Consider the following 14,182-nt stretch of genomic DNA (forward strand, 5'->3'; position numbering starts at 1 on the left):
TAAAAATGGCTAGTAAAGTTGACAATAGGGCGACAGGTTCGCCCTATTGTCATCAGAGTATTAAATTTCTTTTGGTTTTTCTATGTAGTAACCCTGAACGCCGTCCAGGCATAAGGTTTCAACGATGTGTTTTTCTTCCTGGCTTTCGACTCCTTCGGCAAACACACTGACCCCGATGCGGTGAGCCAGGTCGACCATCAGACGCATAAAGTACTGGTTGTTTTTGTCCTCTTCCAGTCCTCGGGTATAGCTGGCATCCATCTTAATAAAGTCGGGTTTCAGGTCGCGGAAGAACTTAAAGGATGTGAGTCCAACACCGAACCGCTCAACAGTTATCCGAGCACCAACCCGGTGTACCATATCGATAAAGCGCTTGCTGGCTTTGATATTCTGTTGCAAGCCGAATTCGCTGACTTCAAAGATAAGCTTAGATGCCAGATTGGCTTCTTTCAGCAGTCGACGCTCAAGCCAAATAACAAACTGGTCGCTGTGCGCACTGGACGCGGTTACATTTATCCCGAAGAACTTCTCATTGAAATTGCGCGACTTGATCATCTCGATTGAGGTGTCGATGATAAGTTGATCTATTTCTACTGCCATCTCCAGCTTTTCGGCCATTGCGAGGAAAGAGGCCGTGGGTAGCATTTGCCCGTCTTCGGTTTTAAAGCGTGCTTGTATTTCGGCATAGGCTTTGACATTTTTACCAATCGGCATAATGTTTTGCATCATCAGCATAACGCGACGGCTTTCAATGACTTCACGAATAACGCGTCGCCAGTTCTGGTTTCCGAAACCCGCGCCGACATTATTTACTAAGTCGGTTTCGCGTTGCAGGTGCCAGGCGTTGGCTTGCTTGCTCTGGGCCATACTCATTGCGTTATCCACAACGGACAGCAATTCGCCTAAAGGCTTGCCTGACTCATAAGGGACAATACCTGTGTTCGCAACCGAACTTAATTCCTGGTTTTGCTGATATTGAGTGAACCTGGCTTGCAGGGTTTCACCAAAACGCTCAGCTTCTTTTGACGGAATATTTGGTAAGATAACCGCAAAATCTGAGCTATTGAGGCGAAAGACCTGACTACCTGTATAAGTACCGCTGACATGTTTGACGATGTCGGCAATCCCTTTAATATACAGATCGCCTTTCTGGTAGCCTCGAGTTTGGTTAATCATTTGCAGTTCACTGCAGCGCACCATTGCCAGTGAACCGAAGCTTTTATCGCTGGCTGACTCAATTTGGTGTTCGTAGTACTCAACAAACATATTGCGGTTTCCAAGTCCGGTCACCACATCTTTATAGGCTTCTTGTTTGATAGACTGGGCCGCTGACTTAATGTCTTCCTGCTTGCTCTTTAAAAAGTGTGCAAGTCGATTGAAAGAGGGGGCCAATTCTGCGCCAAGATCAGCCACTTTATTGGTGTTGAAATCCTGATCTATGCTTTCAGAAACTTGATTTTGAGTAATATAGATGTCAACGGCATCGGCAACCGTCATACTGACATTGCGATTTAGCTTGCGATAAATTGTCTTCATATAGAAGATGGGTATAAAGGCCATCAGTGCGGAGATGATGATCATGAAAACGAGCGCCTGTTGTAACAGTTCAGCCTGACTCTGCACATTGATCAAAAATTCAATTTTGATGTCTTTACTTTTATTAACCGCAAACTGAGGTCTGATAGAGTTTAGTGTGTCGGCAATGATGCCCGCCAATACGGGCATTTCGCTTTGGGTATTGATGTTCAGTACAGTTTGCCCGGCAAAATCGCGCACAATAAAGGAAGAAAAGACATTACCACTGCCAAGAGACAATCGAATATGCTCGGGCGTGACATCTGCCATGGTTTTTTCCTGAATATAGTTGCTTACCATGCTCTGTGCATTTTGCTGGGCTCTGCTGACGGCGTTGTCAAAGCTACTTGCAATCAAGAAGCTACCAAGCGCAGAAAAAACAATCCAGGAAACGAGCTGGAGAAATATGAGTTTTTTAAAACCTGCCATTGTTATTCATCTACCTGAAACTGGGATTAAATTCCGTTCGTTGACTGACTTGTATTAGCAGCCTTTTTGAGGAGTGAAATAGCCGCCTAGAATGCCTGTAGGGTAGAGCATTCATCAGAAAAAGTCTAATATAATCGAACAATTGCCAATGCGAAGTGAACTAAAAGTGGATATAAATAAGGGAATATTATGAGATGGCTCCCCCTCCCCGACTCGAACGGGGGACCTGCGGATTAACAGTCCGTCGCTCTAACCAACTGAGCTAAGGGGGAACAAAATGAAGTTACTCAAAGTGGCTCCCCCTCCCCGACTCGAACGGGGGACCTGCGGATTAACAGTCCGTCGCTCTAACCAACTGAGCTAAGGGGGAACTTTTTGAGTTAAAAACGATGAGCCAAGTATATTGGCTCCCCCTCCCCGACTCGAACGGGGGACCTGCGGATTAACAGTCCGTCGCTCTAACCAACTGAGCTAAGGGGGAATCGTTTATATTGAAAGATTGGCTCCCCCTCCCCGACTCGAACGGGGGACCTGCGGATTAACAGTCCGTCGCTCTAACCAACTGAGCTAAGGGGGAAGCATGTCTCTCAACGGGGCGAAATATTAATGACCGCTAGGCAAGGTGTCAACAATAAAAATCATTGAATTGTAAAAAAGCAGTTCGTTCGTTGAATTAATGCTCGATTTGCGCCTTTTTTGGCTGCCTTTAAGCCACCTCAGTACCTTATCTAGTGCAAGGGAGATAATGCGACGGAAAGTGTCAAAGTGACGAAATGTATAATTTTTGATGCTTGTGTCGTTATTTTGTTCGAAGCGAACTTTTTTTGCACTTTAACAGAGATCCAATTTGTCTGTGGTTTGAGATCCCATAAAGATCCTGGAAATGATCGAATAACAATCCAGTATAATTGGGGTTTGTTGCACAAAAATTACTCAATATATGCAGAATTATTGCATATAAATGTTCTGTAAAATTTAAAGGTTATAAGTATCATGTAGTTAGGTGGTTTTTGGGGCCATTGCCACTAATTTGCAATATTTTGATATTGGTCTAGCAGCACTGGATCTTTCCCCGAAAAGCGACTCGATCCCGATCGAATAGGCGGATGATCAAGTATAAGGGAGCGATCTTTCATTCGGATCGCAAGCTAGGCCTTTATTTTTAAAGGCTGTGATAAGTTATCCACGGAATCTGTGGATAACATTGTTTATTAAACTTTAAAAAGTGCTACAACGCCATATATTCCGCGGCATAGCGACGATGCAAGCGTTTTAATGAAAAATAATTGGTTGTTATAAATCAATAGCTTACTAAATTTGCACCATACTGGAACGAGAAATGCACAATATGACGGATTTATTTCGTCCTCGCCCCATTGATGTGCAAAAAGTGACCCGAATCAAGTTCTATTTTTCTAAAAAACCAACTTTTTCCTAAAAATGTTTGAGTTGGTGTGAAATACCCCAATAAAACAATTTTTAATGCGCTGCCAGATATCCGCTAACTTATGGGATTCACTCGTTTGTCGTTAAAACAGGATATCGTCGTGCGATACGCCGTTTTGGCTAAATCCAGGTGGTAGTGTCAAACGTAATACACATCAGCCGTATCATCCGCACAGGCTGGATGTTTAATTAAGTGCATCATCGAAAGTGATCCATTAGAATACTCGCTTCCAAATGAGGTAAAGCAAACTATGTCCGCAGTTCGTCAATCAAATCCCGGTAGTGATATTCTCAATGGGTCAATCGTGGAAACGCTTAGACGCATGACCGTTCCCATGATTTTTGGCATGATCACTCTGATGAGTTTCAACTTAATCGACACTTTTTTTATCAGCTTACTCGGTACTGAGCCGCTCGCGGCGGTGAGTTTTACCTTTCCTGTTACTTTTACCGTTATTAGTCTTGCCATCGGGCTAGGTATCGGTACATCTGCGGTCATTGCAAAAGCCTTGGGTGCCAACAATATGGAAGAAGCTAAATTCGATGGCTTTGTCGCATTACTGGTATCTGCGGTGATGGTGGCTGTTTTGTCAGCGATTGGTTATGTGTTGATAGAGCCCATTTTTACCTTGCTGGGTGCCAGTGCGCAAACTATGCCTTATATCTACGACTATATTTCAATCTGGTTTGCGGGCGCCATATTTCTGATTATGCCAATGATTGGTAACTCTATACTCAGAGCCAGTGGTGATACGAAAACGCCCAGTCTAATTATGGGGTTGGGCGGGCTTATCAATGCCATTTTGGATCCCTTGCTAATTTTTGGCTATGGTCCATTTCCGGAACTTGGTGTAAAAGGGGCGGCGATCGCCAGTGTGATTGCCTGGAGCGTAGGCGTAGTGTTTATTTTGTATTTACTGGCAGTTAAGAAGCGCTTACTACAAATTAGTAGTCCGCAACAAAGCATCACTCAGGCTACCAGTAAAATATTGAAGATTGGATTGCCTGCTGCAGGGGCTAACATGCTCACGCCAATAGCGATGGCAGTCATGACGGCCATCATTGCTACCTATGGTGCGGAAGCTGTGGCTGCTTTTGGTGTAGGCAGTCGTATTGAATCCATTGCCAGTTTGGTGGTGCTAGCCTTATCTATGACTTTACCTCCTTTTGTCAGTCAAAATTTCGGAGCTCAGAAATATCAGCGAGTTGAAGATGCATATCGGACCACCCTGAAGTTTGTTATGGCCTGGCAATTCGGCATCTATATATTGCTCATAGCGGCTTCTCATTGGATCAGTCAGGCCTTTGGTGATGAGCCTCAAGTCGTCGAAATTATTAAGCTGTTTATTTACACCTTACCCTTAAGTTACGGTTTGCAAGGGGTAATCATCCTGACCAATTCATCGTTCAATGCGTTGCATAAGCCAATGCGCGCATTAGTATTAAGTGTTGTTAGGTTGTTTGTTTTCTATATACCCTGTGCCTATCTGGGTTCTCATTTTGCGGGTATTCAAGGACTATTTATCGGTGCTGCATTTGGTAATCTGTTCACCGCCATATTGGCGTATAAATGGTTCACCAGTACGTTAGCCGCAATGCAACAGTGCACACGACAGGAGAAAGTGGTATGAGTGATGTATTTGACTTGGTTTCTGACTTTTCACCCAGTGGTGATCAGCCTACGGCAATAGCTCAACTTTGTGATGGGTTAGAAGCCGGCCTGGCCCATCAGACTCTGCTGGGGGCAACCGGGACCGGTAAAACGTTTACTATGGCCAACATTATCCACACCCTGAATCGGCCTACTATCATCATGGCGCACAATAAAACACTGGCGGCGCAGCTGTATGGTGAGATGAAAGAGTTTTTCCCAAATAACGCGGTTGAATATTTCGTCTCTTACTATGATTATTATCAGCCCGAAGCTTATGTGGTTGCCAGTGATACTTTTATAGAGAAAGATGCGTCAATCAATGAGCACATCGAACAGATGCGCTTGTCTGCGACAAAAGCACTCCTGGAGCGTCGGGATACGATTATCGTTGCATCTGTCTCTGCCATTTATGGTTTGGGTGATCCAGATTCATATATGAAGATGATGCTGTTGCTGAAAGTGGGCGAAACCATGGAGCAGCGAGCAATGCTCAGGCGTTTGGCTGAACTTCAGTATACCCGTAACGATATGGATTTTAGTCGTGGCACGTATCGGGTCAGAGGTGAAGTGATAGATATCTTCCCGGCAGAATCCGATACCTATGCTATCAGAGTGGAAATGTTTGATGAAGAGATCGAACGCATCAGTATGTTTGATCCATTGACCGGTGCAGTAGAAAAGCATCTGGTGCGGGCCACTATTTATCCTAAAACTCACTATGTTACACCGCGTGAGAAAATCCTTGATGCGATTGAAAAAATCAAACTTGAACTCAAAGAGCGTCGTAATAAGTTATTGACCGACAATCGTTTGGTCGAAGAGCAAAGGGTCGCGCAGCGCACACAGTATGATATCGAAATGATGACCGAGTTGGGTTATTGTTCGGGTATCGAAAATTACAGTCGTTACTTATCTGGCCGTGCACCTGGCGAGCCACCACCGACTCTGCTGGATTATTTGCCAGATGATGCGCTGATGATCATCGATGAATCTCATGTCACCGTTTCACAAATTGGTGCAATGTATAAGGGAGATCGCAGCCGCAAAGAGAACTTGGTCGAATACGGCTTCAGGCTGCCTTCTGCTATGGATAATCGTCCATTGAAGTTTGAAGAGTTTGAAGCGATTGCGCCGCAGACGATTTATGTCTCCGCTACGCCGGGGGATTATGAGCTCAATAGATCCAGTGGTGAAGTGGCCGAGCAGGTGATCCGCCCGACAGGACTACTGGACCCCGAACTGGAAGTGCGCCCGGTTGCAACTCAGGTCGATGATCTCTTATCTGAAATTTATCGACGAGTTGAGCTTAAGGAGCGTGTTTTGGTCACGACTCTGACCAAGCGCATGTCTGAAGATCTTACAGACTACCTGAATGACCATGATGTCCGCGTACGTTATTTACACTCTGATATTGATACTGTAGAACGAATGGAAATTATCCGGGATCTGCGTAAAGGTGTATTTGACGTCTTGGTTGGCATCAACTTGCTACGTGAAGGCCTGGATATGCCAGAGGTTTCACTGGTTGCGATTCTGGATGCGGATAAAGAAGGCTTCTTACGTTCAACACGGTCACTCATCCAGACAATTGGTCGGGCTGCGCGACACATCAATGGTAAAGCTATCTTGTATGGGGATTCGATCACCAAATCTATGCGTCAGGCAATCGACGAAACAGAACGGCGTCGTACCATTCAACATGCTTATAATGAAAAACATGGCTTAAAACCGCAAGCACTGGTGAAGAAAATAACGGATGTGATGGATCTGGGTGAAGAAGTGTCGGCAGAGCAATCTAAGATGATGCCGAAAGTGTCGAAAAAGGCCGTACCTTCCAAGCAAACGCATAGTGTGGCTGAATTGACTGAACAGATAAAGCAGCTAGAGTCTCAGATGATGCAATACGCACGTGAGTTGGAGTTCGAGAAGGCAGCTGCGATACGAGACGAAGTACATCTGTTGCAGCAGCAGTTACTGAAAAGCTGATACAATAAAGCGCAGCCACTGGCTGCGCTTTTAACTAATTCATTTAGAAACGGTAACTGACACCAAAGCCTAAGTTGGTTGTGTCCAGGTCACCCATGTCCAGGTATTGAATACTGGCATTAACCGACATCCCATTGTCCCAGTCGTATTGCCAGCCAGCTTCTGTCATGAAGCTAATGCCATCTTCTTCAACCATGGTTTTGCCTTTGTAGCCAATTTCGTAATCGTAATAATGCGCGCCGAGCTTGGCGAACAGGTAACTATTATCGGTAATCTGGTACTGACCTTTAACAGCCAATACAAAGTTGTCATAGTCTAGCTCATTTGCACCAAGGCCAAACAGTGCTTTGTCATTGCGTGTACAAGTAAACTTGTCGTCACTATCGTCCTTACATTCCCATTCATCCGCTTCCATACCTGTGTTGTAAGCGGCTTCCAGCGCCCAGGTGGAGTCGTATTGATAGTTGTAGTAAAAGTATACGTGTGTAACACCATCACCATCCTGATTTGAGCTATTGTAAGAGGCACTGCCGCCGAATAGTTGTGCGCCTACGCGGTGTTGTTCATCATTTTGTGCAGCCTGCGATGCAAAAGAGGCTGAAACTGCCAGAACCAGTGAGAGGAGAGATAAAGATTTCATTGCTGTCATTCCGTTTGATTAACTTGCTGACAAGTTTATTCAGACTCCTTGTGAGAGTCTGTTTGTGGGGTGTCATAAAATGTAAGTGCTTGTAGGAAGGCTGTGAGTAACTATGTCTCAGCTAGTCAGCGCAATGAAAAGCACGGCTTATGCTCTGCAGGTCTGTCGCCTTGACAGGGTTGGATGAGGTATTACTTCTGACCAGGACAACATCTATCGAAGGTAAGGGAGGTAAACCCTGGTCACTCAGGATAGAAAGGCCCTCTGCGCTACTTTGGGCAAGTGCGCCGAGCGCCAACTCTGCTTTAACAAGCGCGCGCAATGCTGAAGCGTTCTGACAATTAGCAATGACTTTAAATGGTCGCTCCTGCTTCATTAAACCCTCGATGGCGGCCTGATGAAAACGACAGTCTCGTTGAAATACAGCGAGCGAAATGGGGGCTTTTGGATGCAAAGTACCAACCCATACCCCTTGATCATGGTATAGAAAGAACCCTTCCTCGGAGTCTGGGCTTCGCGTGATCACGCCCAAATCAAGTTCACCCTGATCCAGCGCATCTTTTATTCGGGTGCTGGACATGCAGTGAATATCAAGCTCGAGGTTCTGCCATAGTTGATGTAGCTGAGTGGTGAGTGAAGGCAAAATAGTGTCAGCATAATCGTCTGGGCAACCCAGCCTGAGAAGCGTTGGGCGCTCGCTTTGACGCATATGTGCCAGAGTATCATCGTGCAATCTAACCAGTTGTTTTGCGTAACGCATTAAGGTATGCCCATCCTGAGTAAGGTGCAACTTTCGACCTGATTTTTCAAACAGGGGCTTACCTACATCTTCCTGGAGCTTTTTCATCTGCATGCTAATGGCTGATTGAGTACGATGTAGCTGGTTAGCTGCGCGAGTAAAGCTGTCGTTTTCGACGCAGGCGATAAAGCTACGCAATGATTCTATATCCATGCCTATAAGAGTTATTGATGTTTGATATTAGAATTATCCGTTGGTTTAGCTTGATAAAGCAACTTAAAGTAGGAGCCATAACAATCATCGCTATTGAAATAAGGACGACTATGAAGCTTTACATTGGCAATAAAAATTACTCTACCTGGTCTTTGAGATCTTGGTTATTAGTTGAAAGATATGGATTAAAATTTCAGGAAACCATGTTGAAACTAGAAACAGACGTATTTTATCAGACCTTGTCTGGTATTAGCCCAACCAACAAGGTACCGCTGCTCGTTGATGGTGATGTGATTGTCTGGGAATCTCTGGCAATCTGCGAATACATCAACGAAACTTATCTTTCAGGGAAAGCCTGGCCTGAAGATCCTGAGTTACGTGCGCGCGCACGATCACTTAGCAGTGAAATGCACAGTGGTTTTTTGGCACTCAGATCGGAAATGCCAATGAATATTCGGGCAAAACGTTATGTGGACTTATCTGTAGCCGCGCAAAAAGACATAGCAAGGATTGCACAAATTTGGCGAGAACAAATGCGGGAATTTGGCCAACAGGGTGGCTGGTTATTCGGTGAATGGAGTATAGCCGATGCGATGTTTGCACCGGTTGTTATGCGGTTTATCACTTATGGTATCGAGCCTGGACCTGAAGCAACTGCATATATGGAAAAAGTACTTGCTTGCCCTGCCATTCAGAGGTGGCGTGCAGACGCGCTGCTTGAGCAGGATATAGTACCAAGTGATGAAGCTGGCACTCCAAGTGACTAATGTAAGGCGCAGGTATTAATATCGGGGTTATCTGCATACTGTGTCCTTATTTGGGTAATATACTTATTGTTGTATGTTGTTCAATAATGGAAATGTCTAATGCTGACCCCTGTTACTTCCCATAATCAAACCATCTATTATAATCTGGCGCAGGCTTATGAGGCTGAGTTTTCTCCTCTTACAGATAAAAGCCCCGGCCCTGACGGCGTATTTGCATTAGATACTTTGCTGGAGGGGAACGTCAGGGGATATTTATGTTATGTCAACAAAACGCCGGTAGGATTGGCTGCGATAGCGCAGCATCAGGAAAGAGAGTTTGAGGTTTGTGAGTTTTATATAGTACCTCGTTTTCGCAAAGCCGGGCTCGGCGCTCGGTTTGCTCGCGCTATCTGGGCGAACTCTCCGGGTCTGTGGACCATAAAGCAGATCGCTGGTGCCGACTATGCAACGCAATTCTGGCGTCGTGCAATTGCTCAAGCCGGCATAGAAGAGATGGAAGAAGACACCTACCATGACCCATACTGGGGCACAGTGATGCGCCAGCGATTCAGATACGATATGTAATCGTCTAACTGAGTTAGGCAGTCAGGCGCGTATCTGTGTCAGGATGTGCTGGCAGTCTGGCAGCGCCATAAAGTGTGGCACTGGGTAATCGGGGTGTGCCTCTTCAAGTGCCAGGACCGCCAGTGACTGAATATCGTCACTGAGCACTTCACTGAGGTGAGCCTGAATGTTGAGCTGCGCCAGCAAATCTGTGATGTGTGTGATGAAGTCTTGCGCCTGCCGCTCAATAGGGTAATCCAAAGAAGTCAGATTACAATGACGCGCGATCGTGGCTAACTGGCGGTGTATCCGGCTGCCATACCAATGCAGAACTGGTAATAGCAATACTGCGTTTGCCAGGCCGTGTGGGGTGCCATATTTGGCTGTGAGCTGGTGTGAGATAGCATGCACATAGCCTACCGATGTTCGAGTGAATGCTTGTCCAGCCAGGAAAGAGGCATAGAGCAGCTTTTCTCTTGCCTCAAGGTTCTGACCATCAGAGTAAGCAATAGACAGGTGGCAGAAGATAAGTTCACACGCCTCGAGTGCTTTGTCATTCGTCAGTTTAGTCGCGTTAATGCTTAAGATCGCTTCAATAGCGTGAGTTAGTGCGTCGATGGCTGTGGTTGCCGTTATCCCGGCCGGTAAACTGGTCGTGAGCTGGCTCAATAGAACCGCACGCTGTGGGACCAGGCAAAAGTCTGCGGCAGCGAGCTTTTTGCCCCTTTTTTCGTCGTTAAACACTGCCGCAACTGTTGTCTCAGATCCCGTGCCTGCTGTGGTCGGTATTGCAATGTTAGGAGGGAGTGTTTTAAGCACCTTAAACAAACCTGAAAAGGCGTCAACCGAGCGTTTTGGGCGGACAGCCCGAGCACCAATTAATTTTGCAGCGTCCAGTACCGAACCACCGCCAACACTGATAATTGCCTTGCAGTTGTTTGACAGGTAGGTTTGATAGCCTTGCTCGATATTCTCTATCGTGGGGTTAGCCTGCACTTTATCATAAACGACAGGGTGCAGGTTTTGAGCCTCCAGTGCTGTGATAACGGGGGAAATGACGTCTAACTCTTTCAGGACTTTGTCTGTTACCAGCATGACCTGAGTACCATGTGGTAGAGCTAGATCTTGTATGGCACTGGCCAGTCCCGTTAAACCTTTGTACAGCTCAGGTGCTGGAATGCCAATAAATCTGACAATGCATTTCAGTAAAAAGTGATAGCAGCGATAGAGTAGGTGCATAACCTGGAAAGCTCAAGTGGTTGTTTATTGCACAAAAGCATAGCCGAAAGTGCCTGTATAAGGCAAAGATTTAGTGTGGTAGGTAGTTGAAATCGCGTTATTTTAGAAAGAGGGTGAGCCAGCTCTAGAGTGCTGGCCCATATGCAGAGGGTTAAACAACTCCGCGTGGTAAACGGCAGTCATGATCCTTTTCTGCCAGCTCAATGATCCAGGCTTCTTCTGCTGTGTAGCCATCTTCATTTGCTTTGACAACCGTGAACGGGGTTGCTTTTTTAACCGCTGGCGCTGCTGCCTTGGTTGTTGCTTTTTTCTTAGGCGCAGGTTGTTCTGTCGCGGCTGTTCCTGAAGTTAGCTCTTCGGTTAAAGCTGCTACATCTGCCAGACGCATATTTTTGCCACCGTCAATGCTGTACCAGCCAGGTTTAGTGGTGATCTCTGGCTTTTTGCCATGTGCGGCTTCATATGCGGCTTCAAATGCACTTAAAACTTCAGTTTTATCTAGTTTACTCATCGTAAATCCCAGTCGTGTTATACGCGGATACGCAGGTTAAGATTAAACGATATTTATACCTATTTTTGAGTAATTTTTCAATTTTTTGCGTTTTTAAGCGCTGATTCATCGCAATTCAGTTCCTGCTCAAGGGCGGGATATCCAACTTTTGGATTAATTTATACCAATTTGCTTATTTAAGTGTTCTATTTTTGAGGCGAGAAAATAGGGTCGATAACACCGCTCTCGCGTCCTGCTATCGCTGAGGCACCTACATCCATATAGGCGAGGCAAAAATCTTGCTATTTAGTTGTTCTAAATAAGAAGTTTTTAACGCCGTTTAGCGCCCTGTTTGCTTCTTCAAATTGAACAGGTATTAAGTGAAATTGGTATTACAAAGCTTGTGGGTCAATCATTCGACGCAGTGCTATCCATTGTCGTCCTATCAGCTCATGAGCATAAGTCGTTACTGCGTTTAATACCGATGCATTAGCGATGAAGCGCCGAAAACCCTGCGCATTGCCGTAGCTGTAAAATTGTACAGGTGCTGCTATGGTATCCACTCCCTGAGCGGAGAATAAATCTTGTGCACGTGCCATATGGCTGGCAGATGTGACCAGGGCGACTTTACTGTCAACAAGTCTGGTTGCAAGCAATAAAGCTTCTTCGGCTGTATCTCTGGCCTTTGGATTCTGAATTATTTTGTCCGAAGAAACGCCAAGGGCTATGGCGGTTTTGGCCATCATGGCGCTGCTTGTTGTTTTGCCATTTCCGGCGCCCGAAACAATAAGCTGCGCATGTGGGTAGGCATGAAGTAGTCTGAGTCCTTCGGTCAGGCGAGAAAGCGCACAACCTGATAGTTGCAGATTGGCCGGAAACTGGGGAGCAGGGCGCACACCACACCCCAGTACGGTGATATAGTCGATACTTTTATGCTTGCTCATTGAAAACGGAGCTACCTTTTTCTCTGAAGGGGTTATGAGTATGTCCGCAAAAAAAGGGGTACTGATTGCCCAGAGACTGATTAGCAGTAGCCAGCTGAGCAGGTAAAATTTGCTATTTATCCTGGCGATAAACAGCAAACAGAGCGCAAGCAATAGCAGAGTTACAGGTAAGGGCATCAACAAAGACCCAATCACCTTTTTTACCTCAAACATAAAAAATGATCCGTTTTTATCAGTTTGCGCCTAGTTTACCTTTATTATCTCTCAATTGCGTGGGTAATTCTGCTGATTTACTGTTTAGCGATTTACGGATTGTTTGCACGTATTCAGGAAGTGACGGTAAACCGGGTTATCCTTCATATTCTTTTTCATTGCAAGATACATAGGGCGGTTCAAACCCAATGCACCTAAAGGTATAGATTTGATCAATCCCTGACTCTCATAAGGGGTAACTAACCAGTCAGGTAGCGCCGCAACGCCCATACCGGCACTAACCAACTGAAAGATCAGTAACCCCTGGTCCACGGTTTTCAAAGTGCCGTCAAATCGGGCATTTTGGATAAAGTGCTTGAAGATATCCTGGCGCTCTTTAGGAATGGGGTAAGAAATGATGGTCTCGTCTTTCAGATCGAGTGCGGTGACATAGGCTTTCTTAGCGAGTTCGTGATCAGGTGCAACAATGAGTTTCAGTTTAAAGTCAAAAATATGTGCGTATTCTACGTGCTCAGGCTCTCGAATATCTGAGGTCAGCACCAAGTCTAATTCATCACTGAGTAGTTCAGGGATCGCGTCGTAGCTAAAACCACGTTCATAATCCACCTTAATATCTGGCCAGAAGTTATTAAACTCTTTAATAGTGGGCAGCAACCAGTGAAAACAAGCGTGGCATTCAACACTGAGTCTCAATTGTGAGATAGGTTGATTGAGGCTTTCTTTAAGGCGGCACTTGGTGGCTTCGACCTTAGGCAACACATCATTTGCCAGTTCCAGTAAAAGCATGCCCTGTGGGGTAAAGCGAACGGGCTGAGTCTTGCGCTCAAACAACTGACAGTCTAGTTTGTTTTCCAGATCTTTGATTTGGTGAGAAAGTGCTGACTGAGTGAGGAATAACTCACGCGCCGTATTGACCAGTGATCCGGTTTCTTTCAGGGTCGCTATGGTTTTTAAGTGCTTTATATCTATCATCATCAACAAATCTCATTCTAAACGTGAGTAAAACTCAGATTACACCCATACTACGCTGTGAATCCTAGCTATTCAACGTCTAGACGTCTACAAATCCAGCAGCGATTGACTAAATATTTACAAAATTACTATAGCACTATTTTTGACAGCGTTGTCATTCTTTATTTGACTTTTTTTAAAAAAATTACAATTTAATTTTACTCAAGTTGATTTTGAGAAAGAATCAGTTGTGAAAATGAGGGGGGAGATGTAAGTTTTAGCCATCTAGACTGTCAAGTGGTGTTTGGTGGGCTGATACGGCACACTCTGAGGTTTGCGTGTATTTCAAAGCT

11 protein-coding genes and 4 tRNA genes are annotated in these 14,182 nt (G+C 45.3%); 4 read left to right on the forward strand and 11 right to left on the reverse strand.

The features are described 5' to 3' along the window. Positions 1 to 60 precede the first annotated feature (60 nt). The 5 genes from NH568_RS20945 to NH568_RS20965 form a co-directional block, all read right to left on the reverse strand. Entirely contained in the window at positions 61 to 2,004 is a 1,944-nt protein-coding gene (locus tag NH568_RS20945; protein ID WP_253050584.1) for an EAL domain-containing protein, read from the reverse strand. Positions 2,005 to 2,199: 195 nt separating this feature from the next. After that, positions 2,200 to 2,276 (reverse strand) — tRNA-Asn (locus NH568_RS20950). Between the two features lie 21 nt (positions 2,277 to 2,297). Continuing rightward, a tRNA-Asn gene (locus tag NH568_RS20955) sits at positions 2,298 to 2,374 on the reverse strand. A gap of 34 nt (positions 2,375 to 2,408) precedes the next feature. After that, positions 2,409 to 2,485: transfer RNA gene (locus NH568_RS20960), tRNA-Asn, on the reverse strand. 19 nt (positions 2,486 to 2,504) lie between these two features. Next, positions 2,505 to 2,581: transfer RNA gene (locus NH568_RS20965), tRNA-Asn, on the reverse strand. A 1,120-nt stretch (positions 2,582 to 3,701) separates the two neighbouring features. Between NH568_RS20965 and NH568_RS20970 the strand changes: the two genes are divergently transcribed. Together NH568_RS20970 and uvrB are read left to right on the forward strand one after the other, a co-directional pair. Next, positions 3,702 to 5,081 (forward strand): MATE family efflux transporter, encoded by a 1,380-nt coding sequence (locus NH568_RS20970; RefSeq protein WP_253050587.1) that lies wholly within the window; start codon positions 3,702 to 3,704, stop codon positions 5,079 to 5,081. Further along, positions 5,078 to 7,090, forward strand: coding sequence for an excinuclease ABC subunit UvrB (gene uvrB, locus NH568_RS20975; protein ID WP_253050589.1), 2,013 nt, complete (start codon positions 5,078 to 5,080; stop codon positions 7,088 to 7,090). Before NH568_RS20970 ends, uvrB begins: the two co-directional genes overlap by 4 nt. A 43-nt stretch (positions 7,091 to 7,133) precedes the next feature. Here uvrB and NH568_RS20980 read toward each other — a convergent pair whose 3' ends face one another. Both NH568_RS20980 and NH568_RS20985 read right to left on the reverse strand, forming a co-directional pair. Then, the gene (locus NH568_RS20980) at positions 7,134 to 7,730 is read right to left on the reverse strand and encodes a porin family protein (RefSeq protein WP_253050591.1); all 597 of its coding nucleotides are present in this window, start codon (positions 7,728 to 7,730) and stop codon (positions 7,134 to 7,136) included. 121 nt (positions 7,731 to 7,851) lie between these two features. Then, positions 7,852 to 8,682 (reverse strand): LysR family transcriptional regulator, encoded by an 831-nt coding sequence (locus NH568_RS20985; protein ID WP_253050593.1) that lies wholly within the window; start codon positions 8,680 to 8,682, stop codon positions 7,852 to 7,854. Between the two features lie 110 nt (positions 8,683 to 8,792). Between NH568_RS20985 and NH568_RS20990 the strand changes: the two genes are divergently transcribed. Then, positions 8,793 to 9,449 (forward strand): glutathione S-transferase family protein, encoded by a 657-nt coding sequence (locus NH568_RS20990; protein WP_253050710.1) that lies wholly within the window; start codon positions 8,793 to 8,795, stop codon positions 9,447 to 9,449. Positions 9,450 to 9,548: 99 nt separating this feature from the next. Then, a complete protein-coding gene (locus NH568_RS20995) occupies positions 9,549 to 10,013 on the forward strand; it encodes a hypothetical protein (protein ID WP_253050595.1) in 465 nt (154 codons plus the stop codon). Between the two features lie 21 nt (positions 10,014 to 10,034). Here NH568_RS20995 and NH568_RS21000 read toward each other — a convergent pair whose 3' ends face one another. The 4 genes from NH568_RS21000 to NH568_RS21015 form a co-directional block, all read right to left on the reverse strand. Further along, positions 10,035 to 11,231 (reverse strand): iron-containing alcohol dehydrogenase, encoded by a 1,197-nt coding sequence (locus NH568_RS21000; protein ID WP_253050597.1) that lies wholly within the window; start codon positions 11,229 to 11,231, stop codon positions 10,035 to 10,037. A gap of 151 nt (positions 11,232 to 11,382) precedes the next feature. Next, positions 11,383 to 11,742 (reverse strand): hypothetical protein, encoded by a 360-nt coding sequence (locus NH568_RS21005; RefSeq protein WP_054017310.1) that lies wholly within the window; start codon positions 11,740 to 11,742, stop codon positions 11,383 to 11,385. Between the two features lie 371 nt (positions 11,743 to 12,113). Beyond that, a complete protein-coding gene (locus tag NH568_RS21010) occupies positions 12,114 to 12,665 on the reverse strand; it encodes a YdcF family protein (protein WP_349288025.1) in 552 nt (183 codons plus the stop codon). A gap of 297 nt (positions 12,666 to 12,962) precedes the next feature. Further along, a complete protein-coding gene (locus NH568_RS21015; protein WP_054017350.1) occupies positions 12,963 to 13,850 on the reverse strand; it encodes a LysR family transcriptional regulator in 888 nt (295 codons plus the stop codon). Between the last annotated feature and the right edge of the window lie 332 nt (positions 13,851 to 14,182).

This window comes from Pseudoalteromonas sp. XMcav2-N (assembly GCF_024124545.1).
In the GTDB taxonomy this organism is placed as follows: Bacteria; Pseudomonadota; Gammaproteobacteria; order Enterobacterales; family Alteromonadaceae; genus Pseudoalteromonas.

Coding starts and splice junctions, on each gene's coding strand:
- NH568_RS20995 (WP_253050595.1), top strand. CDS start 9,549: ATGCTGACCCCTGTTACTTCCCATAATCAAACCATCTATTATAATCTG.
- NH568_RS20985 (WP_253050593.1), bottom strand. CDS start 8,682: ATGGATATAGAATCATTGCGTAGCTTTATCGCCTGCGTCGAAAACGAC.
- NH568_RS20980 (WP_253050591.1), bottom strand. CDS start 7,730: ATGAAATCTTTATCTCTCCTCTCACTGGTTCTGGCAGTTTCAGCCTCT.
- NH568_RS21015 (WP_054017350.1), bottom strand. CDS start 13,850: ATGATAGATATAAAGCACTTAAAAACCATAGCGACCCTGAAAGAAACC.
- NH568_RS20945 (WP_253050584.1), bottom strand. CDS start 2,004: ATGGCAGGTTTTAAAAAACTCATATTTCTCCAGCTCGTTTCCTGGATT.
- NH568_RS21005 (WP_054017310.1), bottom strand. CDS start 11,742: ATGAGTAAACTAGATAAAACTGAAGTTTTAAGTGCATTTGAAGCCGCA.
- NH568_RS21000 (WP_253050597.1), bottom strand. CDS start 11,231: ATGCACCTACTCTATCGCTGCTATCACTTTTTACTGAAATGCATTGTC.
- NH568_RS20990 (WP_253050710.1), top strand. CDS start 8,793: ATGAAGCTTTACATTGGCAATAAAAATTACTCTACCTGGTCTTTGAGA.
- uvrB (WP_253050589.1), top strand. CDS start 5,078: ATGAGTGATGTATTTGACTTGGTTTCTGACTTTTCACCCAGTGGTGAT.
- NH568_RS20970 (WP_253050587.1), top strand. CDS start 3,702: ATGTCCGCAGTTCGTCAATCAAATCCCGGTAGTGATATTCTCAATGGG.
- NH568_RS21010 (WP_349288025.1), bottom strand. CDS start 12,665: ATGAGCAAGCATAAAAGTATCGACTATATCACCGTACTGGGGTGTGGT.